General features: G+C 73.7%; 22 protein-coding genes and 2 pseudogenes. 14 read left to right on the top strand and 10 right to left on the bottom strand.

The window, feature by feature from the left end; all coding sequences use genetic code 11:
- Positions 1-8 precede the first annotated feature (8 nt).
- Positions 9-182, bottom strand: a pseudogene (locus ACWPXV_RS03900) (glycosyltransferase family protein); the annotation flags it as partial.
- Between the two features lie 1,043 nt (positions 183-1,225).
- Between ACWPXV_RS03900 and ACWPXV_RS03895 the strand changes: the two are divergent.
- From ACWPXV_RS03895 to ACWPXV_RS03885, 3 genes are read left to right on the top strand one after another with little or no spacing between them, the layout of a single operon-like run.
- Complete coding sequence (locus tag ACWPXV_RS03895; protein ID WP_454083994.1) at positions 1,226-1,909, top strand: hypothetical protein; 684 nt, start codon at positions 1,226-1,228, stop codon at positions 1,907-1,909.
- Positions 1,910-1,938: 29 nt separating this feature from the next.
- Entirely contained in the window at positions 1,939-3,891 is a 1,953-nt protein-coding gene (locus ACWPXV_RS03890; RefSeq protein ID WP_454083993.1) for a sensor histidine kinase, read from the top strand.
- Positions 3,888-4,535: a response regulator gene (locus ACWPXV_RS03885; RefSeq protein ID WP_454083992.1), complete on the top strand. Its 648-nt coding sequence runs from the start codon at positions 3,888-3,890 to the stop codon at positions 4,533-4,535. The genes ACWPXV_RS03890 and ACWPXV_RS03885 overlap by 4 nt, the downstream gene beginning before the upstream one ends.
- Here the strand turns inward: ACWPXV_RS03885 and ACWPXV_RS03880 are convergent.
- Both ACWPXV_RS03880 and ACWPXV_RS03875 read right to left on the bottom strand, forming a co-directional pair.
- Positions 4,532-5,209 (bottom strand): annotated as a pseudogene (locus ACWPXV_RS03880) (response regulator). The gene ACWPXV_RS03885 and the pseudogene ACWPXV_RS03880 sit on opposite strands and share 4 nt — an antisense overlap.
- The gene (locus ACWPXV_RS03875; RefSeq protein WP_454083991.1) at positions 5,206-6,360 is read right to left on the bottom strand and encodes a sensor histidine kinase; all 1,155 of its coding nucleotides are present in this window, start codon (positions 6,358-6,360) and stop codon (positions 5,206-5,208) included. Before ACWPXV_RS03875 ends, ACWPXV_RS03880 begins: the two are co-directional and overlap by 4 nt.
- Before the next feature lie 204 nt (positions 6,361-6,564).
- Here ACWPXV_RS03875 and ACWPXV_RS03870 point away from each other — a divergent pair, with 204 nt between their 5' ends.
- The gene (locus ACWPXV_RS03870; protein ID WP_454083990.1) at positions 6,565-7,497 is read left to right on the top strand and encodes an ABC transporter ATP-binding protein; all 933 of its coding nucleotides are present in this window, start codon (positions 6,565-6,567) and stop codon (positions 7,495-7,497) included.
- Between the two features lie 10 nt (positions 7,498-7,507).
- The gene (locus ACWPXV_RS03865; RefSeq protein ID WP_454083989.1) at positions 7,508-8,281 is read left to right on the top strand and encodes an ABC transporter permease; all 774 of its coding nucleotides are present in this window, start codon (positions 7,508-7,510) and stop codon (positions 8,279-8,281) included.
- Positions 8,282-8,338: 57 nt separating this feature from the next.
- On the opposite strand, the gene ACWPXV_RS03860 is transcribed toward ACWPXV_RS03865, so the two are convergent.
- From ACWPXV_RS03860 to ACWPXV_RS03850, 3 genes are all read right to left on the bottom strand, one after another.
- Entirely contained in the window at positions 8,339-8,986 is a 648-nt protein-coding gene (locus ACWPXV_RS03860) for a hypothetical protein (RefSeq protein ID WP_454083988.1), read from the bottom strand.
- Between the two features lie 52 nt (positions 8,987-9,038).
- Positions 9,039-9,923, bottom strand: coding sequence for a methyltransferase (locus ACWPXV_RS03855; RefSeq protein WP_454083987.1), 885 nt, complete (start codon positions 9,921-9,923; stop codon positions 9,039-9,041).
- A gap of 118 nt (positions 9,924-10,041) precedes the next feature.
- Entirely contained in the window at positions 10,042-10,611 is a 570-nt protein-coding gene (locus ACWPXV_RS03850; protein WP_454083986.1) for a hypothetical protein, read from the bottom strand.
- A 243-nt stretch (positions 10,612-10,854) separates the two neighbouring features.
- On the opposite strand from ACWPXV_RS03850, the gene mnmA reads away from it, so the two are divergent.
- Positions 10,855-11,961, top strand: coding sequence for a tRNA 2-thiouridine(34) synthase MnmA (mnmA, locus tag ACWPXV_RS03845; protein WP_454083985.1), 1,107 nt, complete (start codon positions 10,855-10,857; stop codon positions 11,959-11,961).
- A gap of 100 nt (positions 11,962-12,061) precedes the next feature.
- On the opposite strand, the gene ACWPXV_RS03840 is transcribed toward mnmA, so the two are convergent.
- Together ACWPXV_RS03840 and ACWPXV_RS03835 are read right to left on the bottom strand one after the other, a co-directional pair.
- Positions 12,062-12,721, bottom strand: coding sequence for a transaldolase family protein (locus ACWPXV_RS03840; protein WP_454083984.1), 660 nt, complete (start codon positions 12,719-12,721; stop codon positions 12,062-12,064).
- A gap of 70 nt (positions 12,722-12,791) precedes the next feature.
- The gene (locus ACWPXV_RS03835; protein ID WP_454083983.1) at positions 12,792-13,754 is read right to left on the bottom strand and encodes a sugar-binding transcriptional regulator; all 963 of its coding nucleotides are present in this window, start codon (positions 13,752-13,754) and stop codon (positions 12,792-12,794) included.
- A 101-nt stretch (positions 13,755-13,855) separates the two neighbouring features.
- Between ACWPXV_RS03835 and ACWPXV_RS03830 the strand changes: the two genes are divergently transcribed.
- The 7 genes from ACWPXV_RS03830 to ACWPXV_RS03800 all read left to right on the top strand — a co-directional run bounded on the left by ACWPXV_RS03830 (position 13,856) and on the right by ACWPXV_RS03800 (position 21,845).
- Positions 13,856-15,559, top strand: a complete 1,704-nt coding sequence (locus ACWPXV_RS03830) for a ribulokinase (protein WP_454083982.1) — start codon at positions 13,856-13,858, stop codon at positions 15,557-15,559.
- Positions 15,556-16,590: a substrate-binding domain-containing protein gene (locus ACWPXV_RS03825; protein WP_454083981.1), complete on the top strand. Its 1,035-nt coding sequence runs from the start codon at positions 15,556-15,558 to the stop codon at positions 16,588-16,590. The genes ACWPXV_RS03830 and ACWPXV_RS03825 overlap by 4 nt, the downstream gene beginning before the upstream one ends.
- A gap of 59 nt (positions 16,591-16,649) precedes the next feature.
- The gene (locus tag ACWPXV_RS03820) at positions 16,650-18,146 is read left to right on the top strand and encodes a sugar ABC transporter ATP-binding protein (protein WP_454083980.1); all 1,497 of its coding nucleotides are present in this window, start codon (positions 16,650-16,652) and stop codon (positions 18,144-18,146) included.
- Positions 18,143-19,177, top strand: a complete 1,035-nt coding sequence (locus tag ACWPXV_RS03815) for an ABC transporter permease (protein ID WP_454083979.1) — start codon at positions 18,143-18,145, stop codon at positions 19,175-19,177. The genes ACWPXV_RS03820 and ACWPXV_RS03815 overlap by 4 nt, the downstream gene beginning before the upstream one ends.
- A 3-nt stretch (positions 19,178-19,180) precedes the next feature.
- Positions 19,181-20,296: an ABC transporter permease gene (locus ACWPXV_RS03810; protein ID WP_454083978.1), complete on the top strand. Its 1,116-nt coding sequence runs from the start codon at positions 19,181-19,183 to the stop codon at positions 20,294-20,296.
- Complete coding sequence (locus tag ACWPXV_RS03805) at positions 20,250-20,867, top strand: SIS domain-containing protein (RefSeq protein WP_454083977.1); 618 nt, start codon at positions 20,250-20,252, stop codon at positions 20,865-20,867. The genes ACWPXV_RS03810 and ACWPXV_RS03805 overlap by 47 nt, the downstream gene beginning before the upstream one ends.
- Before the next feature lie 90 nt (positions 20,868-20,957).
- Positions 20,958-21,845: a TIGR01777 family oxidoreductase gene (locus ACWPXV_RS03800; protein WP_454083976.1), complete on the top strand. Its 888-nt coding sequence runs from the start codon at positions 20,958-20,960 to the stop codon at positions 21,843-21,845.
- 1 nt (position 21,846) lies between these two features.
- Here ACWPXV_RS03800 and ACWPXV_RS03795 read toward each other — a convergent pair whose 3' ends face one another.
- Together ACWPXV_RS03795 and ACWPXV_RS03790 are read right to left on the bottom strand one after the other, a co-directional pair.
- Positions 21,847-22,620 (bottom strand): ABC transporter permease, encoded by a 774-nt coding sequence (locus ACWPXV_RS03795; protein ID WP_454083975.1) that lies wholly within the window; start codon positions 22,618-22,620, stop codon positions 21,847-21,849.
- Positions 22,613-23,587, bottom strand: a complete 975-nt coding sequence (locus ACWPXV_RS03790) for an ABC transporter ATP-binding protein (RefSeq protein ID WP_454083974.1) — start codon at positions 23,585-23,587, stop codon at positions 22,613-22,615. The genes ACWPXV_RS03795 and ACWPXV_RS03790 overlap by 8 nt, the downstream gene beginning before the upstream one ends.
- Before the next feature lie 94 nt (positions 23,588-23,681).
- On the opposite strand from ACWPXV_RS03790, the gene ACWPXV_RS03785 reads away from it, so the two are divergent.
- Positions 23,682-24,380, top strand: a complete 699-nt coding sequence (locus ACWPXV_RS03785) for a TetR/AcrR family transcriptional regulator (protein ID WP_454083973.1) — start codon at positions 23,682-23,684, stop codon at positions 24,378-24,380.
- Positions 24,381-24,429: the final 49 nt, after the last annotated feature.

Here is a 24,429-nt window from a genome sequence, read left to right as displayed (position 1 = left end):
ACCGTGTTGTACCCGCCCATCGCGACGACGGCCGCAGCGCCGCCGATGAGGGCCTCGGCGTCCTCGACGTAGGTGCGGACGGTGAGGTCGGTGCGGTGGGCGGCGATCTCGGCGACCCTGCGGACGTCGTCGGCGGGCATCTGCGGACCGGTGACGAGGACGCCGTGGTGGCCGGCCGGCATGGCGGCGCGGACGAAGGCCTCGGCGAGGTGGGCGCCGTCGGAGCCGCCGCCGACCATCGCGAGGACGTAGGGGCTGACGACCTCGGTGACGGCCGGCCCGCCCTGGCGGCCGGTGGCGAGGTAGCCGGTGTGGACGGTGCGCGCGGCGGGCAGGTCGAGCTCGGCGGCGAGGTCGTGGACGGCGCGGTCGCCGTAGACCCACACCTGGTCGTACCAGCGGCGCAGCGCCTGGGCCCCGCGGTCGGTGTCCCACTCGCGGCGGGAGGTGGCGGCGTCGTCCAGGACGTCGCGCAGGCCCAGGACGATGCGGGTGCCGGCGGCGCGCAGGAGGTCGAGGGCGGGCTCGAGCTCGCCGAGGAAGCCGCGGGGGTGCTTGTCGACGACCAGGACGTCGGGCCGGAAGGAGGACAGCGCCGCGGTGAGGATGCTGCGGCGCATGTGCCGGATGTGCGCCTCGTCCACCGAGAGGTGGCGCGCGGAGTAGGTGCCGGCCGCGTCCTTGGCGAGCGCGGGCAAGGAGACGAGGTCGCAGTGCGCGGGCCGGTGCGCGGTGACCGCCTCCGGGGCGCCGGTGAGGAGCAGGACGTCCGGCGCCGGGCCGAGGGTGGTGAGCGCCCGGGCGATCGCGAGGTTGCGGCGCACGTGACCGAGACCGAGGGCGTCGTGCGAGTACAGCGCGACGCGCAGCCGCCGGCCGCGGGGCGCGCTGCCCGGGTGCTGGCCGGCCAGGCCGGTGGGCCTGGTGGTGGTCGTGGTCATGCGGGGTCCCCCTTCTCACGTCGCGCCGGGGACCTGGTCCGCGGCATGCCAGGAAGTTCATCGCGCCAAGGTGAGCCCTTCGTGACGGGCAGATGAGACACCTCTCATCCGCCGGCCGGACGTCCGCCGTTCACCTGGCGGACAGGCTGCCCGGCGCAGGTGCCCGGACAGTCGGGACGCGTGCCCCTGTCGCCCGGGACGCCGGGCGCCGGAACGTACTCCCCGAGCCCGCGCGGAGCGGTCACGGTGGCCGCCGACAGGTCGCGGGCTCGAGGAGGTTCCCTGTGTCCACCACGGTCACCAGCGAGACGAGCACCACCCAGCCGACCGGCCCGGCACCCGCCGGCCGCGGCTGGGCCCTGTCCGGCGTCGGCGCCGCCCTCACAGGCGCCGCCGGCATCTGGTTCTCCCTCGCCGTCTCACCGCCCTACCCGAACGACGCCGCGCTCACCCCCGAGGCCGTCGTCGCGCACTACGCGACCGTCGTCCCCCAGCTCATCGGCTTCCACGTGACGACGGTCCTCGCCGCCGTCCTGCTCCTGCCCTTCGCCGCCGGCCTCTACCGGCGCCTGGCGGGGCGCGCCCCGGCCGGGTCCCTCCACGGGCTCGTCGCGATGCTCGGGCTGGTCGTCCTGTCGGCCGTGCTCGTCCTCGGCTCCGGGCTCAACACCGAGTTCGTCTTCGGCTTCCTCACCCCGGAGCTGCTCGCCCCCAGCGACGCCTCCTTCTACTCCCACTGGGTCGCGACGATCTCGTGGCTGTGGGTGACGGCGGGCGTCAGCGGCCTCGCCGTCGGGCTCGCCGCGCTGCGCCACGGCGCCGCCGGCCGCGGCCTCGGGGTGGCGAGCCTCGCCCTCGGCGGGCTCACCCTCCTGCTCGGCATCTCGCCCCTGCAGTACATGGCCGGGTTCATCGGCCCGGTGTGGCTGCTCGTCGTCGCCGTCGCGATGCTGCGGAACCGCTCCTGACACCCGTCGCGCAGCCCTACAGTTCACCCATGCCCCGCACGGTGGCTGTGCGCCCGGACCTCGGACGGCTCTCGTCCGAGGTCCCCGGCGTGGTGCTCGGCGGTGCGGCCGCGCTCCTCGGGGTGGCGGGGGCGGCGATGTTCGCCGCGGCCCGGCCGGTCCTCGGGGAGGACGCGCTCTTCCTCGTCGTCGACGCCACCGTGGCCCTCGTCTACGGGCTCACCTCGGCGCTCGTGCTGTCCCGGCGGCGGCACGTCGTCGGCTACCTCCTCGGCCTCGCGGCGCTCGGGGGTGGCCTGGCCGCCGCCGCGGGCGGGTGGCGCGTGCTCGCCACCGCCCGCGGCCTGGACCCCGAGCCCTTCGCCTCCGCCGTCTCCTGGGCCTGGGTGCCCGGGACGCTCAGCCTCTTCCTCGTCGTCCCGTGGCTCGTGCGGGAGCGCCCGGCCGACGCGCCGTGGTGGGGTCCGGGGACCGGCGCGCTGCTCGCCGTCGGCACGACCGTGCTGTCCGTGAGCCTGCTGCTCACCGCCTTCTACGCGAGCCTCGGGGCCGCGGTCGTGTGGGGGCTGGTGACCGCGGCCGCGGTCGAGCGGCGGCGACGCCGCGCACCCGCTCCCGACGCCGTGGGGCTGGGCTGGCTCGCGCTCGGCACCCTGGTCCTGGCCGTCTCCTTCGTCCCGCTCCTCCTGCCGCTCGGCCGGGTGCCGATGTGGGTGACACCGGCGCTCCACCTCGCCAGCCAGGCGCTGTTCCCGGCGGCGGTGCTCACGGTCGTGCTCCGGCAGCGGCTGTGGGGCATCGAGCTCGCGGTCAGCCGCACGGTGCTCGCCGGGGCGCTGACGGTCGGGCTCTCGGCGACCTACCTCGTGGCGAGCGTCCTCCTCAGCGGCGTCGTGCCCGGGGAGGGGTGGGCGCAGACCCTCGCGGCGGCCGCAGTCGTCGTCGCGGTCCAGCCGAGCCGGCTGTGGCTCGAGCCGCGGGTCCACCGCCTCGTCTACGGGGCCGCGGGTGACCCCTCACGGGTGGCCGCCCGCATGGGCGGGGAGCTCGGCCGCGCCGGCGACCGGCTCCTGGACTCGCTCGTCGACAGCGTGCGCACCGCCCTGCGGCTGGAGTCGGTGGCGCGCGCGGCGCGGACGGGACGGTGCTGGCGACGGCGGGGACGGCGACGGCGGAGCCCACCGGGCTGCCGCTGGCGGCGGGGGCGGGCCGGTCGGCACCCTCCTCGTCACGGCCCGGCCGGGGAGGTGCTGGACGGGCGCACGCGCCGCGCGCTGGACGAGCTGTCCGCCGTCGTCGCGGCCGGGCTGCTGCTGCGGCGCACCGCCGACGAGCTCGCCAGCACGCGGGAGCGGCTCACCCGCGCCCGGCTGCAGGAGCGGCAGGTGATCCGCCGCGAGCTGCACGACGGCCTGGGCCCGTCCCTCGCCGGGCTGCGGCTGGGGCTCGGCGGCGTCGCGAACCTCGTGGGGTCCGACCCGGAGGGGGCACAGGCGATGCTCGCCGCGCTCCAGGAGGAGCTGGACCGGAGGGTGGACGACGTGCGCGTCGTCGCCCGGACCCTCCTGCCGCCGGTGCTCGAGGAGCTCGGCCTGGAGCCGGCGCTGCGCGAGCTCGCCACCCGGCACGCCGAGAGCGGCTTCACCGTGCGGCTGAGTGCCGACGTGCCGGGCGCCCTGCCCGCGCCCGTCGCCGCGGCCGCCTACGGCATCGCCGCCGAGGCCGTCCTCAACGCCGCGCGGCACAGCGGCGCCGCCGGCTGCGAGGTGGAGGTCGGCGCGGACGGCGCGGGCCTGCGGGTGGTGTGCCGCGACGCCGGCGCGGGCCGCGCGGCCGGCGCGCCCACGGGAGTGGGCACGCGCGCGATGCGCGAGCGCGCCGAGGAGCTGGGCGGCTCGCTGCTCATCGCGGGCCTGCCCGGTGGGGGCACCGTCGTCGAGGCCCTGCTCCCGCTCGCGCCCGCGCTCGAGGAGAGCCGGTGACCGTGCTGCGGGTCGTCGTCGTCGACGACCACCCCGTCTTCCGGCTCGGCATGGCCGGGCTGCTGTCCTCCCTGCCGGGGATCGAGGTCGTCGGGCAGGCCGACTCCGCCGCCCGGGCGCGGGAGGTGGTCGCGCCCGTCGGCGCCGACGTCGTCCTCATGGACCTCCACCTCGGCGACGGCTCCGGCATCGACCTCACCCGCGAGCTCGTGGCCCGCGACCCGGCCCTGGCGGTCCTCGTCGTGACGATGAGCGAGGACGACGCGTCGGTGGCGGCGGCGCTGCGCGTCGGCGCTCGCGGCTACCTGCTCAAGTCCTCCGGGCCGGAGGAGGTGGAGCGGGCGGTGCGGGCGGTGGCGCACGGGGAGGTCATCCTCGGGCGGGAGGTCGCGGCCCGGGCCCTGTCCGCGCTCGCGCCGGGGCGGGCGGCGGTGCGCATGCCCTTCCCCGAGCTCACCGCGCGGGAGCGGGAGGTCCTCGACCTCCTCGCCCGCGGCCTGGACAACACCGCGATCGCGCGCCGGCTCGTCCTGTCCGGCAAGACCGTGCGCAACCACGTCGCCAACGTCCTCACCAAGCTCGCGGTGCCGCACCGCGCCGCCGCCGTCGTCCTCGCCCGGGAGGCGGGGCTCGGGCGGGACTAGCGCGAGGGCGCCCCGAGCAGCCCGAGGTGGAGCGCCCGCAGGACGGCGCGGGTGCGGTCCCGCACGCCGAGCTTGGCCAGCACCGTGGAGATGTGGTTCTTCACCGTGCCCTCGGCGAGGAAGAGCGCCTCGGCGATCTCCCGGTTGGTGAAGCCGCTGGCGAGCAGGCGCAGGATCTCGGTCTCGCGCGGGGTGAGCGGCTCGGGGGTGGGCAGGTGGGCGAAGTCGTCCGGCTCGGCGCGCGCCGATCCCGCGCAGCAGCCGGTCGGTGAGCGCGGGCTGGACGAGCGTGCCGCCCGCGGCGAGGTGCGGATCGCGCCCACGAGGTCCTCCAGCGCGACGTCCTTGAGCAGGTAGCCCCGGGCCCCGGCGCGCAGGGCGCGCAGCACGAGCTCGTCGTCGTCGAAGGTGGTGAGCACGAGGACCGGGACGTCGCTGCCGCGCTCCCGCAGGGCCTCGAGGGTGGCGATCCCGTCCCGGCCGGGCATGCGCAGGTCGAGGAGCAGCACGTCCGGCTCCAGCTCGGCGACCGCGGCGAGCGCCTCGTCGCCGTCGGCGGCGTGCCCGACGACGGTGACCTCCTCGCTGATCTCGAGGAGGCTCTGCAGGCCCTGCCGCATGAGGGTCTGGTCGTCGGTGATGACGACCCGGACGACCCGGCGGGTGTCGCTCACGCCGGGACCGTCCGGCCGGCCGGGAGCGCGACACGGACGCGGAAGCCCGAGGCGCCGTCGACCTCCACGCGGCCGCCCACCGACTCCGCCCGCTCCCGCAGGCCGCGCAGCCCGTTGCCGGGCCTGACGGTCCGCGCGCCCACGCCGTCGTCGTGCGCCTCGAGGCGCAACCCGGCGTCGTCGGCGGTGAGCCGGATCCACAGGTTGTCCGCCTGCGAGTGACGGATGGTGTTGGTGGCGATCTCCTGGACCGCGCGGACGACGGTGGCCGCGTGCTCGTCGTCGGCCCGGAGGTGAGGGTCGAGCTCGAGGTGCACCCGGGGGTGGGGGATCTCCTCGACCACGCCGGCGAGCGCGGTGGGCAGGTCGAAGCTGCGTCCCCGCTGACTGCCGACGACGGAGCGGACGTCGGCGAGCAGGTCCTTGGCCAGGCCGCGGGCGCGCAGCACGTGCTCCCGGGCCGGTCCCTCGACCTGGTGCGAGGCGACCTCGAGCTCCACCGACAGCACGGTGAGCTGGTGTCCCAGGACATCGTGGAGCTCGCGGGAGATTCGCAGCCGTTCCTGGGCCTGGCTGGACTCCGCGAGCAGCGCGCTCGTGCTCCGCAGCGCGACGTGGGTGACCGAGAGGTCCTGCAGCGCCTCCTCCACGCGCCGCTGGGACCAGACCATGGCAGCGCTCGCCGCCTGGAGGAGGGCGTAGAGGAACGTCATGAGCACGACCTCGACGGGCCGCCCCGCCTCGTCGACGAGCGGTCCGAGGCCCGCGGCGCTCGCGAGCACGACCGCGGAGTTCCACAGGACGACACCGGCGATCCAGCGGGTGTCGAGGTGGAGGCTGGCGATGGCCGCGGTGAGGACGAGGAGGATGAGGCTGAGCCCCCCGCGGCTCGGGGAGAGCAGCACGACGGCGTTGCTCAGGAGCACCGGGACGGCCACGAGCAGAAGGCGGCCGCGTGCCGTGGCCGGCGTCGTGCGGGCGGAGGCGACGACGATTGCGGCGAGGTAGCCGAGGAGGACGACCAGCCAGGGGACGAAGGACGGCCACGAGCCGACCGCGAGCACCGCGGCACCCTCGACCACCGCGATGAGCACGCACAGCACGAGCATGCTGACGCCGGCCCAGATCTGGACCCGCCCGGTGCGCTCCATGTGCCCACCCTATTGACCGGTCACCCGGCGGGGACAGGTGCCGGAAGTCATGGGACGAACCGGTGACGACCGGCAGATGTGGCGCGGCGTACCGGTTCCTAGCGTGGTCGGTGCACCGGTCGGAGGGGCCGGTGCCCGGCGCCGGGGCGGTGCCCCAGCTGGTGGCCCCGCCGCGGCAGCCGGTGCGACCACCGAGGAGGACCGATGCCCGTCGTCGAGATCGAGGACCTGCGCAAGACCTACGACGGCCGCGCCGTCGTCGACGGCGTGAGCCTCACCGTCGAGCCGGGGGAGGTCCTCGGCGTGCTCGGCCGCAACGGCGCCGGGAAGACGACGACGGTCGAGTGCGCCATCGGCCTGCGGCGGCCCGACGGCGGGCGGGTGCGCGTCCTCGGCGTCGACCCGCGCGCCGAGCGGGCGCGGGTGCAACAGGTGGTGGGGGTCCAGCTGCAGGGGGTCCACGTCCACATGAGCCTGACCGTCCACGAGCTGGTACGGATGTACCGCTCCTTCTACCGGGACGGCCTCGACCCGGACGGCCTCGTCGAGCGGCTCGGCCTGGGGCAGGTGCGCGACACGCGCGCCGAGGACCTGTCCGGAGGCCAGTACCAGCGGTTGAACATCGCCCTGGCGCTGGTGGGCCGGCCGCGGCTGGCCGTCCTCGACGAGCTGACCAGCGGTCTTGACCCGGCCGCGCGCCGAGAGATGTGGCGGCTCGTCGAGGAGATGCGCGAGGACGGGATCACGATCATCCTCGTCTCCCACGTCATGGAGGAGGCCGAGCGCCTCAGCGACCGGATCGCCCTCCTCGACGCGGGAAGGCTGGTCGCCCTGGACACCCCCGCCGGGCTCGTCGGGCGCGCGGACGGCGCGGACGGCGTGAGCTTCCGCGTGCACGCCCCGCTCGACCGTGCGGTGCTCGCGACGCTCACGGGCGTCACCGACGTCGCCGTCGACGGCGACGAGGTCCGGGTGACCGGCCGCGGCGACCTCGTCACGGGCGTCACCGCGGCGCTCGTGCGCCACGACGTCCCCGCCACCGACTTCCGTACCCGCACCGCCACCCTCGACGACGCGTTCCTCCAGCTCACCGGCCAGGAGCTGGGCGAGCCGGTGGCCGGTCCCGAGCCCCGCTGAGAGGATGACCATGACAACGACACTTCCCCCCACCCGCAGGCTGCCGGCCGCCGCGTGGGGCCAGCTGGTCCTCGCGGAGACGCGCATGGTCGTGCGCGACACTGCCGGGCTCATCGTCCCGGTCGGCTTCCCGGTGCTGCTCATGGTGATGAACGGCCTCGGGCAGGACGGCGACCAGCTGCTCCCCGGAGGCAGCACCGTGATGAACGCGATCATCATGCCGCTGACCGTCTCCATGGTCGTCGCACTCGTCGGCGTCGTGAACATGCCCTCGTTCCTGGCCAGCTACCGCAAGTACGGGATCCTGCGCCGACTGGCGGTCACCCCTGCCCGGCCGGCGATGATCCTCGTGGCGCAGATGCTCGTGAGCCTCGCGCAGGTGCTGCTCGGCGTCGCGCTCATGATGGCGATCGGAGCCGCCTTCTTCGGGGTCACGCTGCCCGCGGGCCTCGGCTGGTCACTGCTCGTGGGGGCGCTGCTCATCGCGGCGATGTACGGCATCGGCACGTTCATCGCGGCTGTCGCACCCACCGTGAACTGCGCGCTCGCGATCGGTCTGGTCGCCTTCTTCCTCATGCTCGCCCTCGGCGGTGGCTTCGGACCGATGGCGACGATGCCCGAGGTGCTGCAGACCATCGGCGCGGCGCTGCCCTACGGCGCCGGCAACGCGGCGCTCGGCGCGGCGTGGGCCGGTGGGCAGCCCGAGACCGCACACCTGGTGACGCTCGCCGTCTGGGCCGTGGTGACCGGCGGGCTCGCCGCCCGGTTCTTCCGCTGGACCTGAGCCCCGCCGCCCGCGCTGCCGGCCCCCGGAAGCCGGCGATGAGGTCAGGCCGGTCCGCTACCGCCGCTGCTGCACCGTCGTCACGAGGTCGGTGACACTGGGCTCGCGGGGGGAGGAGCCGAAGCCGAAGCGCACGGGTGGGTCGAGCGGGCGCAGCGGACCGAGGTCCGCGTCCTCCCACCGGGTGTGCGCAGCGGCGAGCCGGTGGAGGTCGTGCGCGCCGTAGTGCTCGGTGCGGCCGCCGCCGGCCGATCCGCGGGTCCGCACCCCGCGCAGGAGCACCCGGGCCGCCGGGTCTGTGATCCGGGTGAGCGCCGGGGCGGTCGCCACGTGGCGGGGGACCAGCCGGAGCAGGCGGCCGAGCGGGGGTCGCCCGCCGACCTGGATCCGCGCCGACAGCGGGCCGGCGTCGACCGTCCACGTCCGGCCGGCGCTCGTGGGGGCGTCCCCGAGCGGCCGTCCGTCGGCCAGGACTGTGACGGCGGTGATCACCGTCGAGTCGAAGCGGTAGGTCGTGGCGACGAACTCCGCGACCTCGTCGGACGGCGCGAGGAGCAGCCGCTCCCCGTCCGGCCGCTCGACCATGACGTCGGCGAAGGTGCCGAGCGGCGAGTCGTGCCAGGCGCCGAGGACGAAGCGCGTGCCGCCGGCGGTGCCCCAACCGGCGATGCGTCCGGTGAAGCGCCAGGTGCGGGGGGTCGGCATGCGACCCATCGTCCGGCGGCGGCGCCGGTGGCGCACGGCAGGGTGGACGCCGTCACGCACGACCGCGCGGATCGCTCTCGTCACCGCGAGTGGCGACCCAGACGGCGCGGCCCGAGGTGACGTCGAGCCGGGAGGTCCCGGCCCGCAGTCCCGCCACCACGGCGTCGACCGCGGCGCGGTCGCCCGGGTCCAGGTCCCCCGACAGCCTGTCCTGGTGCCGCTCCAGCTCCAGCGCGAGGTAGCGGGCACCCTCGGGCGTGCGGGCCGAGGCGGTGAACGCCGTCTCGTGGCGCGCGACCGTGGCGAAGCCGGCTGCCTCCAGCGCGGCCGTCCACTCGCCGGTCGCCGGGTAGCCGTGCGCGGCGAGCGCCCCGACCAGCCGCTCGCCGAGGCCGTCGCGACCGGTACCGAGGTCGGCGGGCTCGTAGACCGTCGCCCCGGTCATCTCGGTGACGACGAGCACGCCTCCGGGGCGCAGGGCGCCGAAGACCTGCCGGAGGACCTCGGCGGGGTCGCTCACGTGGTGGAGCGAGAGCGCGGCCCAGGCGAGGTCGACGGTGCCGCTAAGGACGGTCGGCCAGTCGCCGTCGAGGTCGGCCAGGTGCGCCTCGACACGGTCGCCGAGCTGGGCCGCGGCCGCCGCGGCGCCGAGCCGCTCGAGCATCGCGGGGGAGGCGTCGATGCTGTGCACCCGGGCGCCGGGGAAGCGGCGAGCGATCGCCAGGGTCCCGGTCCCCGTCCCGGCGCCGAGGTCGACGACGTCACGGGGCGCAGTGCCGAGTGCCGCAGCGGCAGCGTCCAGGGCCGCCGCCAGCACCCCGGCGCCGAGTGCGGCATCGAGGTCGAGCAGCTCGGCGAGGCCGGTGGCATGCTCCGGTGCCGGGCCGTGGCCGTGACTGGTGTGGTGCGCGTGCCCGGTCGCGTGGTGGGAGGTCATGGCGTCCAAGCTAGGCGTGTGGTGCTCCACCGGCACGCACCCTTGCGTGCGACGCAACGGATCGCCGGCGCCCGTCCCTGCCGGCGCACCGGAGCCGAGCCACGAGCCGCCGGCCAGCTCACGGATAGAGCTCGAGGTGGAACGTCGGCTCGGTGACGGTGGGGCTCGCCCCGGGTCCCAGGTCCTCCCGGGTGACGTGGGCCGAGCCGAGGTCCGGGGCGACCCACACGGGGAAGGACCAGGTGGCCACGCCGTCCGGCCCGCCCGCGACGATGTCGACGTTGACCGCGACGGGCTCGAGCCCGATGTCGGACTGGACGGCGTACGCCGAGAGGGGATCGAGGATGCTGTAGTCCGCGGCGATCCGGTAGGTGCCGGCGGCATCGGTCGTTGCGCTCCCGAGCTCGGTGAGGTCGATCTCGGTGCTCTCCTCGCCGGGGGTCTCCGCCGGCCAGGCGTAGGCCGTGACTCGCACGTGGCTGACCGGCTCGCCCGATGCGTCGCTGAGCGTGCCCGTGGCGAGGACGTGGCTCGCGTCGACCTCGTCGGTCACGGGCGACGCATCCGGCGTCCCCTGCGAGAGCGGGACGGCGGCGTCCTCCGCGGCTGCCTGTCCCGGTCCGGCGCACGACAGTGGCGTCAGGACCAGGAGGGCTACGACGGGGACGGTGAGCAGGCGTGCCCTCATGCGATCTCCCTGGGAAGCCCGGTCGGACGGCGGCGTCCGAGTGGCCGGGCCGAGTGCCCGAACGCTATGGCCGCCGGGCACGTCCCGACAATGGCACGAAAGTCGGAGACGGGCCGGCCCACGCCGCGCTGGTGCGAGGTCCGCGCCCGGGCTGCGGTGGCCTTCACCACGGACGGCGCCAGGGGCGGCCGTCGGGCGGGGAGGGGACGTAGGCTCGTGAGGCACACGGAAAGAGGTACGTCCATGCGGGTCCTGGCAGCGCTCTCCGGCGGGGTCGACTCCGCCGTCGCGGCCGCGCGCGCCGTCGAGGCGGGGCATGACGTCGTCGGCGTCCACATGGCGCTGTCGCGCTCGCGGGCCCAGCACCGCACCGGCTCACGCGGCTGCTGCTCGGTCGAGGACGCCTCCGACGCCCGCCGCGCCGCCGACGTCCTCGGCATCCCGTACTACGTGTGGGACCTGTCGGAGGAGTTCGAGGAGACCGTCGTCGCCGACTTCCTCTCCGAGTACGCCGCCGGCCGCACCCCCAACCCCTGCGTGCGCTGCAACGAGCACATCAAGTTCTCCGCGCTGCTCGACCGCGGCCTCGCGCTCGGCTTCGACGCCGTCGCCACCGGCCACTACGCGCGGATCGTCGAGGGACCGGGCGGCGCTCGCGAGCTCCACCGCGCCGCGGACATGGCCAAGGACCAGTCCTACGTCCTCGCCGTCATGGGCCCCGAGCGCCTGGCACGCTCGCTCTTCCCGCTCGGTGACGTCGCGTCCAAGGACGAGGTGCGCGCCGAGGCCGCCGCCCGCGGACTGTCCGTCTCGGCCAAGCCGGACTCCTACGACATCTGCTTCGTCGCCGACGGCGACACCCAGGGCTTCCTCCGCGACCGCCTCGGCGCCCAGCCCGGCGCCGTCCTCGACCACGAGGGCAACGAGGTCGGCCGCCACGACGGCGCCTACGCCTACACCGTCGGCCAGCGCAAGGGCCTGGCCCTGGGCCGGCCCGCCGCCGACGGGAAGCCCCGCTACGTGCTGCGCACCGACCCGGCCGCGAACACGGTGGTCGTCGGCCCGGGCGAGCTCCTCTCGGTGACCGAGCTCGCCGCCGACCAGACCGTCTGGCTCGCCGACGACGTCCCCGCCGGGGAGTGGACGACGGCGCAGGTCCAGGTCCGCGCCCACGGCACCCCGACGCTCGCGCAGGTCCGTCGCGACGACGACGCGCTCCTCGTGCGCCTCGACACCCCGCTGCGTGGCATGGCACCGGGCCAGTCGGTGGTGGTCTACGCCGGGACGCGCGTCCTCGGCCAGGCCACGCTCACCCGCGCCGGCCGCGGCGCCCTCGTCCCCGCCCCCTGACCTGCCCGGGCGCCGTCGTCCGTCCCACCACGTGCGACGTCAGGGGACGCCGGTAGCGTCGGGCTCGTCGTCGACTGACGACGCGCTGGCCGGCGGACGTTCAGAGGCTGCCGAGCCGGGCCATCGTCGCCTCGAAGACCTCTGTGGCCGCGTCGGAGCGCTCGTCGCGGACCAGCTCCCAGGCGACGGGCGGGGAGAGGGTGAACGCCGGGGTGCCGGCGGCAGCGAGGCGAGCCACGTCGTCGGCCGTGCGGAGGCTGGCCGCGAGGACCTCGGTGCGGCCACCGGCCGCGATCTGGTGCATCGCGACGACGTCGGCGAGGGCATCGGTGCCGGAGTCGGCCATCCGGCCGACGTAGGGCGCCACGTAACGCGCCCCGATGCTGCATGCCACGACCATCTGGCTCGGGCGGTACACCGCGGTGAGCAAGACCTCGACGCCCTGGCCGACGAGCGTGGCTGCGGCTGGGACGCCGGCCACCGTGCAGGGGACCTTGACGATGGTGCGCGCGTCGACGTCGAGCAGGCGCGAGGCATTGGCGAGCAGCTCCTCGCGCGTCTCCCCCCAGGTCTGGAAGCACACCTCCTGGGCTCCGGCGGCTCTCGCCCACCGGTTGATCCGCGGGAGGTCCGCTGTGACGGCTCCACCGCGCTCGAGGATCGTGGGGTTCGTCGTCAGACCCATGAACGCGCCGGTGGCGAAGAGGTCCTCCGTCGCGCGTTGGTCGGCGGAGTCGACGAAGAGCTTGGGAGCGGGCACGGGTCCTCCTAGGTCGGTCGGCGTGTTCCACGATGCCTCATGCGGCATGTCTCACATGAACCCATGCCGCTCAAACGAGCAGCTCGTCCTGGAGCAAGAGCCGGGCGACGGCATCGTCGGTGACGAGCGCATTGGCGATGCCGGCGAGCAACACGCTCCGGATGGCCTTGGCCTTGGTCACGTGCCCGGCCACGGCGACCACCGTCGGGACGGCCCGCAGCTCGACGCTGCTGATGCCCATGATCCGTTCGACCACCGGGCTGTCGATCTCGCTGCCCTCGGCGTCGAGGAGGATCCCGCCGGTCTCCGCCTGAAGTCCCCTGGCGGTGAGGGCCGCCTGGTCCTGGGTGGAGAAGAAGGTGCGAAGCTGGGAGTTCGGGGGGTTCCAGCTGCCCACCGCGACGACGGCGACGGACACCGAGCGGAACCGGTCGAAGGCCTCGGCGACGCCGGGGGAGTGCCGCAGGCTCCGCGCCGTGGCCGCATCGGGCACGAGGAGCGGGGTGTACAGCGGGAAGGCCTCGTCCTTGGTAATGCTCGAGAAGATCCGCACGAGCTCCATCGAGTTCTCACCCGGGTTCCCAGCGATGCCGGACAGCTGGACGACAGGGACCCGGGGCAGGCTGACCGTCGCCTCGGCCAGCGCCTTGATGGTGCGCCCCCAGCTCACGCCGAGGACGTCGCCCTCGGCGAGGAGCGTGGTGAGCAGCCGAGCGCCGGCGTCACCGAGCAGCCGTCGCACCTCCGGCTCGGTCCGGTGCTCGGCCGGGACGACGACGGCATGGTTCAGCCCGTAGCGCTGCTTGAGCCGGACCGAGAGCTCGCTCGCGCGGGATGTCGGCCGGTGGAGCGTGATCCGGACCGCACCGCGGTGGACGGCCTCCTCGAGCATCCTCGCCACCTTGAAGCGGGACAGCCTCAGCGTGGCGGCGATCTCGACCTTGCTCTCGTTGTTGAAGTAGTACCGGCGCGCGACGTCGACGAGGAGCTCGTCGTGGGTCAACGGTGACCCGTCCGGTCGATGTGTGCTCATATGAGCACCCTAGCTTTGGGTGACGGCCCGCGTCGATGCCTCAATGGTCGAACCCGGCGGGCAGCCGCGGAAGGGTCCGGAAGGCTCAGTGAGGAGAGGCAATGACACGCAGCGCGGCCATCGGCATCGACTACGGCACCGAGTCGTGCCGCGCCGTCGTCGTGGACCTCGCCAGCGGGTCGGAGCTCGGTGAGGCGGTGCACGCCTACCGCTCGGGTGTCATCGACGAGGTGCTCCCCGCTACGGGGCAGACGCTGCCGCCGAGCTGGGCTCTGCAGGACCCTGCCGACTACGTCGAGGGACTGACGACTGTCGTCCGCGGCGCCCTGGCGGCCAGCGGCGTCACGGCCGACGAGGTCGTCGGCATCGGGATCGACACGACCGCGTGCACCGTCATCCCGACGACGGTCGACGGCGTCCCGCTCGCCACGACGCCGCAGTGGCGCGCCGAGCCGCACGCCTACGCCAAGCTGTGGAAGCACCACGCCGCGCAGCGGCACGCTGACCGGGTCAACGCGCTCGCGCGCAGCCACGGCGGCCTCTTCCTCGACAGCTACGGCGGCAAGGTCTCCGCCGAGTGGCTCGTCCCCAAGGCGCTGGAGATCTTCGAGGCCGCGCCCGACGTCTTCGCGGCGGCCGAGCGGCTCATCGAGCTCGAGGACTGGCTCGTCTCCCAGCTCGTCGGGCACGAGGTGCGGGGTGCGCACGTCGCCGGCTACAAGGCCAACTACCGGGCCGAGGACGCGGGCTACCCGAGCGAGGAGTTCCTCGAGGAGCTCTCACCCGGCTTCGGCGCCGTCCTCGGCAAGCTCGGTCACGACCTCGTCGGTCCCGGCGCGCGCGCGGGCGGGCTCACCGAGGAGTGGGGGCGGCGCCTGGGGCTGCGACCCGGGACCGCCGTCGCCAGCGGCAACATGGACGCGCACGTCGCGATGCTCGCGTGCGGCGTCGCCGGCCCCGGCGACATGGTCCTCGTCATGGGCACCTCGGTGTGCAACCTCGTGCTGTCGGACGACAAGCACCACGTCGAGGGCATGTCCGGGGTCGTCAAGGACGGCATCATCCCTGGCTACTGGGCCTACGAGGCGGGCCAGCCCGGTGTCGGGGACACCTTCGGCTGGTACGTCCGCAACTTCCTGCCGCAGCAGTACGCCGAGGCCGCCGAGGCTGGCGGAGTCAGCGGTTTCGACTACATCGCGGATCTAGCCGCTGCCCTGCGGCCCGGTGAGAGCGGGCTCGTCGCCCTCGACTGGTTCAACGGCAACCGCTCGGTGCTCGTCGACGCCGATCTCAGTGGGGTGCTCGTCGGCATGACCCTTGCCACCCGTCCCGAGCACGTCTACCGGGCACTCGTCGAAGCAGCCGCCTTCGGGCAGCGCACCATCCTCGAGGCCTTCGAGAGCTCGGGCGTCGCAGTCGACCGGATCGTGGCCTGCGGCGGTCTCCCCGGGAAGAGCCCGCTGCTCATGCAGGTCCTCGCCGACGTCACGGGCAGGGAGATCCACCTGTCGGCGTCGGCCAACACCCCGGCTCTCGGCGCCGCGCTCCACGCCGGCCTTGCCGCCGGCTCCGCTGCCGGCGGGTACGACAGCTTCGCCGAGGCCGCGACATTCGGTCGGATCTCCCGGACGGCCTACACGCCGGACCCAGAGGCCGGCGCGGTCTACGACCGCCTCTACCGGATCTACGACCGGCTCTCCACGGACCTCGGGCGCCGGCCCGAGGACGTCATGTACGCCCTGCGCGACATCGCCGCCGACGCGGTGAGACATCAGCAGTTCCCACTACAGGAGGTAGGACCATGAAGAACGCACGACGGAGTGCCGCCGGAGCGGCGATGACCGTCTCGGTCGCGCTCGTGCTCACCGCGTGCGGCTCCACGGGCGGCGGCGACGACACCGCCAGCCCCGCGGCCGACGGCGAGCGCCGCATCGTCAACGTCGTCAAGCTCGCCGGCGGTGACTGGTTCAACCGCATGGCGGTCGGCAACGACGAGTACGCCGCCGAGCACGACATCACCGTCACGCAGACGGCCGGTGACGACTCGAGCGAGGAGAAGCAGATCGCGGCGCTCAACGACCTCATCCCGCAGCAGCCGGCCGCGCTGACGGTCGTGCCGAACTCCCCGGAGTCCCTCGAGTCGGTGCTGGGCCGCGCCCAGGACGCCGGCATCGTCGTCGTCACGCACGAGGCGCCGGGCATCCAGAACGCCGAGGCGAACATCGAGGCGTTCGTCAACGCCGACTACGGCGCACACCAGATGGACCTGCTCGCCGAGTGCATGGACGGGGAGGGCTCCTACGCGCACTTCGTCGGCTCGCTCACCGTGGCCAGCCACAACGTGTGGGCCGACGGCGCACTCGCGCAGGCCGAGGCGGAGTACCCGGGCATCACCCGGGTCACCGACGCCATCTCCTCCGAGGAGGACCAGGAGGTCGCCTACCAGCGCACCAAGGAGCTGCTGGCGACGTACCCCGACATCCGCGGGTTCATCGGCGCCGCGTCCACCGACGTCGCCGGCATCGGCCGGGCGATCGAGGAGGCCGGCCGGGAGGCCGACACCTGCGTCGTCGGCACCTCGACGCCCGCGATCGTCGGCAACCAGCTCGAGAGCGGCTCCGTCGACGTCATCACCGGCTGGGACCCGGCGCTGGCCGGGCAGGCGATGCTCGCCGCCGCGGAGATCATCCTCGACGGTGAGGAGCTCACCGAGGGCACCGACCTCGGCGTCCCCGGCTACGAGTCGCTGCGCCAGGACCCCGAGGTCCCCAACAGCTTCTTCGGCGATGCCTGGATCGACATCACGAACGACAACAAGGCGGACTACCCGTTCTGACGCTGCCCCCGTCGCCGCCTGCGGGCGGCGGCGGGGCCACAGGACAGGAAGGAACGGTGATGAACGAACAACCTCTGGCCCTGCGGGCTCGCGGGGTGCGTAAGTCCTACGGCGGTGTGCACGCGCTCAAGGGCGTCGATGTCGAGGTCCGGGCCGGTGAGGTGCTGTGCCTCGCCGGCGCCAACGGCTCGGGCAAGTCGACGCTCATCAAGATCATCTCGGGCGTCGAGACCGCGGACGGCGGCGAGATCGAGATCGGCGGCGAGACCGTCGGTCGGCTGAGCGTCTCCGAAGCCGTCGACCGCGGCATCCAGGTGATCTTCCAGGACATGTCGCTGTTCCCGAACCTCACGGTGGCGGAGAACATCGCGATGTCGGCGCGTATTGCCCGCGGCCGGCGGCTCGTCTCCGACCGCGAGGCCCGGCGGGTCGCGCAGGCGGTGGTCGACCGGCTGGGGCTGCACCTCGATCTCGACGCGGAGGTCGGCGAGCTGCCGATCTCCGACCGTCAGCTCGTCGCGATCTGCCGGGCCCTCGCGCTCGACGTCAAGGTCCTGTTCATGGACGAGCCCACGACGGCGCTCACCTGGCGCGAGGTCGACACGCTCTTCGGCGTCGTCAACCAGCTCAAGGCGCAGGGTGTGGCCATCGTCTTCGTCTCCCACAAGACGGAGGAGGTCTTCGGCATCTCCGACCGCATCACCGTCATCCGCAACGGCGAGGTCGTCGCCGACGACGTCTCCTCGGGCTTCACCCACGAGAGCCTCGTCGAGGCTCTGCTCGGCTACGCGGCGTCCGAGGACCGCGTCCTGTCCGCGCTCCCCGCCGAGCCCGAGCCCGCCATGGAGGTCGAGCGGCTGTCCTCCACCGACCTCTTCGAGGACGTGTCCTTCTCGATCGGCAAGGGCGAGATCGTCGGTCTCGCCGGTCTGCTCGGCTCCGGCCGCGCGGAGGTCGCCGAGGCCGTCTTCGGCAAGCTGCCCATCACCGGCGGGACCGTGCGTGTGGACGGCCGTGCCGTGGAGATCCACGGGGTCAAGGACGCATTGGCCGCCGGCATCGCCTACGTGCCCGGCGACCGTCTCACCCAGGGGGTGTTCCTCGAGCAGTCGATCGCTACCAACCTCGTCGCCGCCTCCCTCGGTGACGTGACGCGCACCGGCGGTGTCCTCGACGGCCGCCGCATCGACGAGCAGGTCACCTCCGCCATCGACAACCTGTCCATCAAGGTCGGCAGCGCCGACGACGCGGTGAGCACGCTCTCGGGCGGCAACCAGCAGCGCGTGGTCCTCGGCAAGTGGCTGGCAACGAACCCGCAGGTGCTCATCCTCAACGGCCCGACTGTCGGTGTGGACGCCGGCTCCAAGGCCGCGATCATGCAGATCCTCCGCCGCCAGGCGGAGGCCGGGATGGGAGTCCTCCTCATCTCCGACGACGTCCCCGAGCTCGTGAGCGTCTGTCACCGCGTCCTGTTCATCCGTCGCGGGCGGATGGACGGGGAGGTCGCGGGTGACGGCGTCACGGTGTCCGCCGTGCGGGAAAGGCTGGAGAAATGACCACGACGACGACGCGGCCGGCTCCGAGCCGGTCGCGCACCTGGGCCAGACGGCTTCGCGGCCCGCACAACGAGGGCATCCTGCTGGGCGTCATCGTCCTGCTCCTCGCCGTCATCCTGCTCCTCGAGCCCGCGACCCTGACCTGGACCTTCGCGGGGGACATCCTCCGCTCGGGCATCGTCACGCTGGCCCTGTCCCTCGGCCTGCTCCTCATCATCATCTCCGGCGGTATGGACGTCTCCTTCACCGCCATCGCGATCTTCAGCGGGTACAGCACGGTGATGATCATGACGAAGCTGGGGGTCGACGGGCGGGTGTGGCCCTTCCTCGTCGCCGCGGTCATCGGCTGTGCCCTCGGGAGCCTCAACGCGGTCCTCGTGGCCCGGTACCGGATGGAGACCCTCGTGGCCTCACTCGGCACCCAGGTGATCATCCGCGGCGTGCTGCTCGCCTTCGTGGGCTCGACCTACCTCGCCACGCTCCCGGCGCAGCTTGACGGCGTCGGGTCGGCGACGATCTTCCACCTCGGCGGTAGCGCGGTCAACGTCCTCGTCGTCCCGGTCGTCCTGCTGTGCGTCGCCCTGGCATTCGTCCTCAAGCGCACGTCCTTCGGCCGCTCGGTCTACGCCGTCGGCGGTGACAAGGAGTCCGCGCGACGGGTCGGGCTGCGCGTGCCGATGGTGCAGACCCGCATCTACCTCTTCGCAGGGCTCCTCGCCGGCTTTGCCGGGATGGTCCACGTCGTGCTCTCCCGCCACGCCTCGCCCTTCGAGCTCGTCGGCATGGAGATGAACGTCATCGCCGCCGTCGTCATCGGCGGCGCGCTCGACACGGGAGGCCGCGGCTCCGTCCAGGGCACCGTGCTGGGTGTCCTCCTCGTCTCGCTCGTGCAGAACTCACTCGTGCGACTCGGGGTCTCCAGCTACTGGCACATGCTCATCGTCGGCCTGGTCATCCTCGTCGGCGTGGCGATCCAGGCCCGGAGCAGCGCACGTGGCCAGCACCGTGCCCGCATTCTCGAGGAAGGCTGACCGATGGCCGCCACAACTACGTCCCCGTGGGCCCGTCGTGCCCGGGGCAACGCCCACACGCTCGGCCTGCTCGCGCTCGCCGTCGGCGTCGCCGTCCTCTTCTCGGCGATCAACCCCTCGGTGTACACGAGCCCGCTCAACATCGAGTCGATCACCCTGTCGATCCCAGAGATCGGCCTCATGGCCCTGGCCATCTCCATCGCCATGACGACCGCGGGCATCGACCTGTCGATCGTCTCGGTCGCCAACCTCTCGGCGCTCACCGCCGCGTACGTCAGCGTCCAGGGCATGGAGGCGGGCATGGCGACGCCTACCCTCACCGTGCTCGCCGTCGTCCTCGCGCTCCTCGTCGGCATGGTGTGCGGGGCCGTCAACGCCTTCGTCGTCGCCGTTGTGGGGGTCGCGCCGATCCTGGCGACGTTGGCAACGCAGATGATCTTCGCCGGGGCGGCCATCGCCTTCACCCGTGGCGAGCCCATCTACGGGCTCACCCCCGAGCTGACGGAGGTCGGCTCGACGACGGTCGCGTCGGTGCCGCTGATCTTCTGGCTGTTTGTCGCCGTGGTCGTCGTCGTCGCCCTCATCATGACGCGCACCGGGTACGGGCTGCGCGCCACCATGCTCGGGGCCAGCGCGACCGCTGCCGACTACACCGGCATCGCCCGCCGCAAGGTGCTCTTCCAGACCTACATCCTCGCCGGGACCATCTCGGCCGCCGCGGGCCTCGTCATGGTGATGCGGACCGTCAGCGCCTCCGCAGGGTACGGCAGCTCGTACCTGCTCCTGGCGATCACCATCGCCGTGCTCGGTGGTGCCAACCCCTTCGGCGGACGAGTGGCGATCTGGGGCACCGCCCTGGCAGCGGTGATCCTCCAGATGATCTCCAGCGGTTTCAACATGCAGGGCCTGAGCAGCTACGTCTACCAGATCGCCCAGGGCCTCATCCTCGCGGGCGTCTGGATCGTCCGGATGGAGGGTGCACGCGCCTCGACCTGGATCAACGGCAAGCGGGACGGGCGCCGCGACAGTGCTCCCGCCCCGATCACCGACCTCCCCTACGAAGAAGGACAGAATGATGGATCGTCACGAGCAGCTGCGGGCAGCGGCCACGTTCATTGAGCAAGAAGGTGCCGCTGTCGCCCGCGTCGCCGCACAGGTCGACGAGTCGCTGCTCGCCGTAGCGGACCTCATCCGCGAGGCCAGCGGCAAGGTGATCGTCACCGGCTCCGGCACGTCGGGCACGATCGCCCGCCGGCTTGCCCACCTGCTGTCGGTGACCGGTACGCCCGCCCTGTACCAGAACCCTGGCGACGGCCTGCACGGGAGTCTTGGGGTCGCCACGGCCGGGGACGTCGTCGTTGCCATCTCCAAGGGTGGAGAGTCCACCGAGCTCGCCCAGTTCATCCAGCGGACCAAGGACCGCGGCGCCAAGGGCGTGGTGCTCACGGCGGCCCCGGAGTCGAGCCTGGCGCAGGCGGCGGACGTCGTCGTCGTCATCGACAGCGACTCGGCCGACCCCGGCGGCATCATTGCCATGGGCTCGACGCTCGCGACCGCGGCGTGGGGCGACGCGCTGGCCATCCTCCTCATGAACGAGGGTGGGTACACCTGGGAGAACGTGCTCCACAGCCACCCGGGCGGTGCGGTCGGCAAGAACGCGGAGGAGCTCCTCAAGTCGGCTGAGGGCTGAGGCTACGCGCGCACACCGGGCGGATGTGGATCGCCCGGTGTGCGCGTCGGTCAGCGGGCGGACGGCGGCCGGCGTGGTTACGGTCGGCTCATGCGGATACTCGTCGCGGGCGCGTCCGGACTCATCGGCTCGGCACTGCAGGAGGAGCTGCGCGCCGACGGGCACGAGGTACGCACGCTCGTGCGCCGCGAGCCGGGCGGGGTGAGCGAGTACGAGTGGCACCCCGAGGAGGGGCGCCTGCCGGCCGAGGCGGTCGAGTGGGCCGACGGCGTCGTCACGCTCTCCGGGGCGCCGCTGGGCCGGCTGCCGTGGACGCGCTCCTACCGCCGCGAGATCTACGAGAGCCGGGTCACCGCGACCCGCACCGTCGCCCGCGCCATCGCCGCGGCCGAGAACCCGCCACGGGTGTGGGTGAGCGGCTCCGCCACCGGCTTCTACGGCGACCGCCCGGGCACCGTCCTCACCGAGGAGTCCGGGCCGGGGGACGGGTTCCTCGCCGGCGTCGTCCTGCGCTGGGAGGCGGCCACGGCCCGCGCCGACGACGTCACGCGCGTCGTGCACATCCGTACCGGTCTCGTCATGGCCGACGGCGGTGCCCTCGCGCCCCTCCAGCTCGCCACCCGCCTGGGTGCGGGCGCGGCGATCGGCACCGGCCGTCAGCAGTGGCCCTGGATCTCCCTCGCCGACGAGGCCCGCGCGATCGTCCACCTGCTCGCCCGCTCCGAGCTGTCCGGCCCGGTGAACCTCACCGGACCGACGGCCGCGACCTCCGCGGACATCACCCGGGCACTGGCCAGGGAGATGCACCGCCCCCACCTCTTCCGGCTGCCGGCCTGGCTGCTGCGGCTCGTCCTCGGGGAGCCCGCCGACGAGATGCTGCTGCCGGACCAGCGCATCCTCCCGGTCCGGCTGCAGGCCGACGGCTTCACCTTCCGGCACACCACCGCCGAGGAGGCCGTGGCCGCGGCCGTCCGCTGACCTACTCCCGGCGCACCAGTGCCCGCAGCGTGACCGCGACGCCGAGCACGCACCACACGACGAGCACGAGCAGGTCGCGCCCGCTCGCGGCGAAGACGTCCGAGGCCAGCCCTGCGCGGAGCAGGTCCGCGCCGGGACGGGCGGGCAGCACGTCGTGCACCGTCTGGAACCACGCCGGCAGCTGGCTCGCCGGGAAGGTGATGGGCGAGAAGAGGAGGACGAAGAAGACGAGCACCTGGGTGACGAGCTGGGCGAGCATCGGCTGGAGGCTGACGGCGATCGCGTAGCCCACCGCCGTCGCCATGAGGGTGACGAGCAGCGCGGCGGCCACGAGGACGGGCCAGTCGAAGGAGAGCTCGAGGTCGTAGCGCAGCTGGGCGACGAGGACGCCGACGGCGACGCTCGGCAGCGCGATGAGCAGCCACACGGTGAGGTCCGCGGCGAGGAGCAGCGGCCGGGCTAGCGGGAGGGAGCGCATGTAGGCGAAGGTGCCGTCGGTGCGGGCGCGCGCCACCCCCTGCGGCACGATGACGAAGCCGATCGTCAGGAGCAGCACGGTCGGTGCGCCGGTGGACAGGAACAGCGCCGTCCCCGGGTCGATGTCGGGGATGAGGAACCCGAAGCCGATGATGATGCCGGCGGCGAGAAGCGCCTGGATGACGACGACGAGCGGCAGCAGCGGCCCGATCTGCGCCACCTGCCAGCGGAGCAGTGTCGTGTACGTCGTCCACAGGCTTACCTGGACGGGCGCGGGGCGGGTGAGGGTCTCAGACATGGGCCGGCTCCTGTCCGGACGGGGCGGCGTCGGCCGCGGTGAGGGCGAGGTAGGCGTCCTCGAGGGTGGCGGGGGCGAGGGCGTAGCCCTCGATGCGGGACCGCTCGCGCAGGGTGGTGGCCCAGGCGACGGCGGTCGCGGCCTGGGCGGCCGGGACGGTGAGGAGCACGCGCCGGCCCACGTGGACGGTGCGGTGGACGGTGACGGGGGCGTCGGTGGCGTCCGGGGCCGCGCCACCGGGTGGCAGGAGCAGCTCGAGGCGCAGGTCGGTGTCCTGGGTGCCGCGCAGCCGGCCGGGGGAGCCCGCGGCGACGACGCGCCCGCGGTCGAGGACGACGAGCTCGTCGACGATCCGCTCGGCCTCGGTGACGTTGTGGGTGACGAGGAGGACGCCGCAGCCCTCGTCACCGCGCCGGCGGACCGCCTCCCACAGGAGGCGGCGGCGGGAGGCGTCGATGTCGTTGGTCGGCTCGTCCAGGACGAGCAGGGGTGTCGGTACGACGACGGTCATCGCGAAGGCGGTGAGCCGCCGGATCCCGCCGGACAGGCCGCGGCCGTCGGGCAGCGCACGGCGGTCGAGCCACGGGCCGATGTCGAGCTCGGCCGCGAGGTGCTCGGCGGCCGCGCGTGCGGCACGCGTGGACAGGCCGCGCAGACGGCCGGCGATCTCGATCGCGGTGCGCGGCGTGAGCCCGTCGATCGGCGCCTGTGCCTGCGGCTGCAGGGCGGTGTGCCGGCGGGCGGCGGCCGGGTCGGTCACCGCGTCGACGTCCCCGACGGTGATGCGCCCGGCGTCGGGCCGCAGGAGCCCGACCACCTGGGAGACGAGCGTCGTCTTGCCCGCCCCGTTGTGGCCCAGCAGCCCGACGACCTCGCCGGGCCGCACGCGCAGGGAGATGTCGTCGTTGGCCACGACGGTGCCGAAGCGCCGGGTGAGCCCCTCGACGTGGAGCACGTCCTCGCTCATCAGAGAGCCTTTCGGATACTGTCGGTATGGAGATACTGACGGTATTCCGATACTGCCGGTACGTCAATGGCCGCGGCATCGTAGGATCGCGGACATGCCCCAGCTGCCCGACCCGCTCTCGCGCCGCGACAGGCAGCGCCAGACCCGGGAGGCGCTGATCTTCGCGGCGCGCGCGGTCTTCTCCCGCGACGGCTACCACCGCGCCAACCTCGAGGTCATCGCGCGGGAGGCCGGCTTCTCCAAGGGGGCGGTGTACTCGAACTTCGAGAACAAGGCCGCGCTCTTCCTCGCCGTGCAGGACACCAACATGGAGGCGGCGCTCGCGGAGGCGTGGGACCCCTTCGAGCGGGTCGAGGACCTCCCGCAGGCGGTGCCCGACGGCGTGAGCGAGGAGGACCTCACGGCCGCGATGACCGGCTTCGCGCTCGCCACCCTCGAGTTCATCGCCGTGGCAGCCCGCGACGAGGCGCTCCGCGCGGAGATGGCCGCCCGGATGCAGCGGCTGCTCGACGCCTACACCGAGGTGGTCCGGCAGCAGCGCGTCGAGGACGACCCCATGTCGGTGGAGGAGCTCGGCGCGCTGAGCGCGGCGCTGGACCAGGGCGCGGGGCTGCTCCTGCTCAGTGGAACCGGCGCGGTGGACGCGCGGCTCCTGCGCGCGGGTGTGCGTCGGCTCATCGACCCGGCACGTGCGGCCGAGTCGGGCAGCGACGACGCCGACGTCGGCCCGGGCATGCGCGACCAGGAGGTCCGGGCGCGCATCGCCGCGGAGCTGCGCGGCCAGTCGTCCTGAGGTCTGCGCCGGCCGCTCCGCGATCGTGTGGCTTTCGGCCTCCCTGAGG

The organism is Georgenia sp. Marseille-Q6866, from assembly GCF_965111665.1.
This window is presented reverse-complemented; position numbering and strand designations above follow the sequence as displayed.

Excerpts from the sequence above, each read along its gene's own strand:
- ACWPXV_RS03890 (WP_454083993.1), top strand. The coding sequence starts at position 1,939 with ATGCCCCGCACGGTGGCTGTGCGCCCGGACCTCGGACGGCTCTCGTCC.
- ACWPXV_RS03875 (WP_454083991.1), bottom strand. The coding sequence starts at position 6,360 with ATGGAGCGCACCGGGCGGGTCCAGATCTGGGCCGGCGTCAGCATGCTC.
- ACWPXV_RS03870 (WP_454083990.1), top strand. The coding sequence starts at position 6,565 with ATGCCCGTCGTCGAGATCGAGGACCTGCGCAAGACCTACGACGGCCGC.
- ACWPXV_RS03865 (WP_454083989.1), top strand. The coding sequence starts at position 7,508 with ATGACAACGACACTTCCCCCCACCCGCAGGCTGCCGGCCGCCGCGTGG.
- ACWPXV_RS03860 (WP_454083988.1), bottom strand. The coding sequence starts at position 8,986 with ATGCCGACCCCCCGCACCTGGCGCTTCACCGGACGCATCGCCGGTTGG.
- ACWPXV_RS03855 (WP_454083987.1), bottom strand. The coding sequence starts at position 9,923 with ATGACCTCCCACCACGCGACCGGGCACGCGCACCACACCAGTCACGGC.
- ACWPXV_RS03850 (WP_454083986.1), bottom strand. The coding sequence starts at position 10,611 with ATGAGGGCACGCCTGCTCACCGTCCCCGTCGTAGCCCTCCTGGTCCTG.
- mnmA (WP_454083985.1), top strand. The coding sequence starts at position 10,855 with ATGCGGGTCCTGGCAGCGCTCTCCGGCGGGGTCGACTCCGCCGTCGCG.
- ACWPXV_RS03835 (WP_454083983.1), bottom strand. The coding sequence starts at position 13,754 with ATGAGCACACATCGACCGGACGGGTCACCGTTGACCCACGACGAGCTC.
- ACWPXV_RS03830 (WP_454083982.1), top strand. The coding sequence starts at position 13,856 with ATGACACGCAGCGCGGCCATCGGCATCGACTACGGCACCGAGTCGTGC.
- ACWPXV_RS03825 (WP_454083981.1), top strand. The coding sequence starts at position 15,556 with ATGAAGAACGCACGACGGAGTGCCGCCGGAGCGGCGATGACCGTCTCG.
- ACWPXV_RS03820 (WP_454083980.1), top strand. The coding sequence starts at position 16,650 with ATGAACGAACAACCTCTGGCCCTGCGGGCTCGCGGGGTGCGTAAGTCC.
- ACWPXV_RS03815 (WP_454083979.1), top strand. The coding sequence starts at position 18,143 with ATGACCACGACGACGACGCGGCCGGCTCCGAGCCGGTCGCGCACCTGG.
- ACWPXV_RS03810 (WP_454083978.1), top strand. The coding sequence starts at position 19,181 with ATGGCCGCCACAACTACGTCCCCGTGGGCCCGTCGTGCCCGGGGCAAC.
- ACWPXV_RS03805 (WP_454083977.1), top strand. The coding sequence starts at position 20,250 with ATGATGGATCGTCACGAGCAGCTGCGGGCAGCGGCCACGTTCATTGAG.
- ACWPXV_RS03800 (WP_454083976.1), top strand. The coding sequence starts at position 20,958 with ATGCGGATACTCGTCGCGGGCGCGTCCGGACTCATCGGCTCGGCACTG.
- ACWPXV_RS03795 (WP_454083975.1), bottom strand. The coding sequence starts at position 22,620 with ATGTCTGAGACCCTCACCCGCCCCGCGCCCGTCCAGGTAAGCCTGTGG.
- ACWPXV_RS03790 (WP_454083974.1), bottom strand. The coding sequence starts at position 23,587 with ATGAGCGAGGACGTGCTCCACGTCGAGGGGCTCACCCGGCGCTTCGGC.
- ACWPXV_RS03785 (WP_454083973.1), top strand. The coding sequence starts at position 23,682 with ATGCCCCAGCTGCCCGACCCGCTCTCGCGCCGCGACAGGCAGCGCCAG.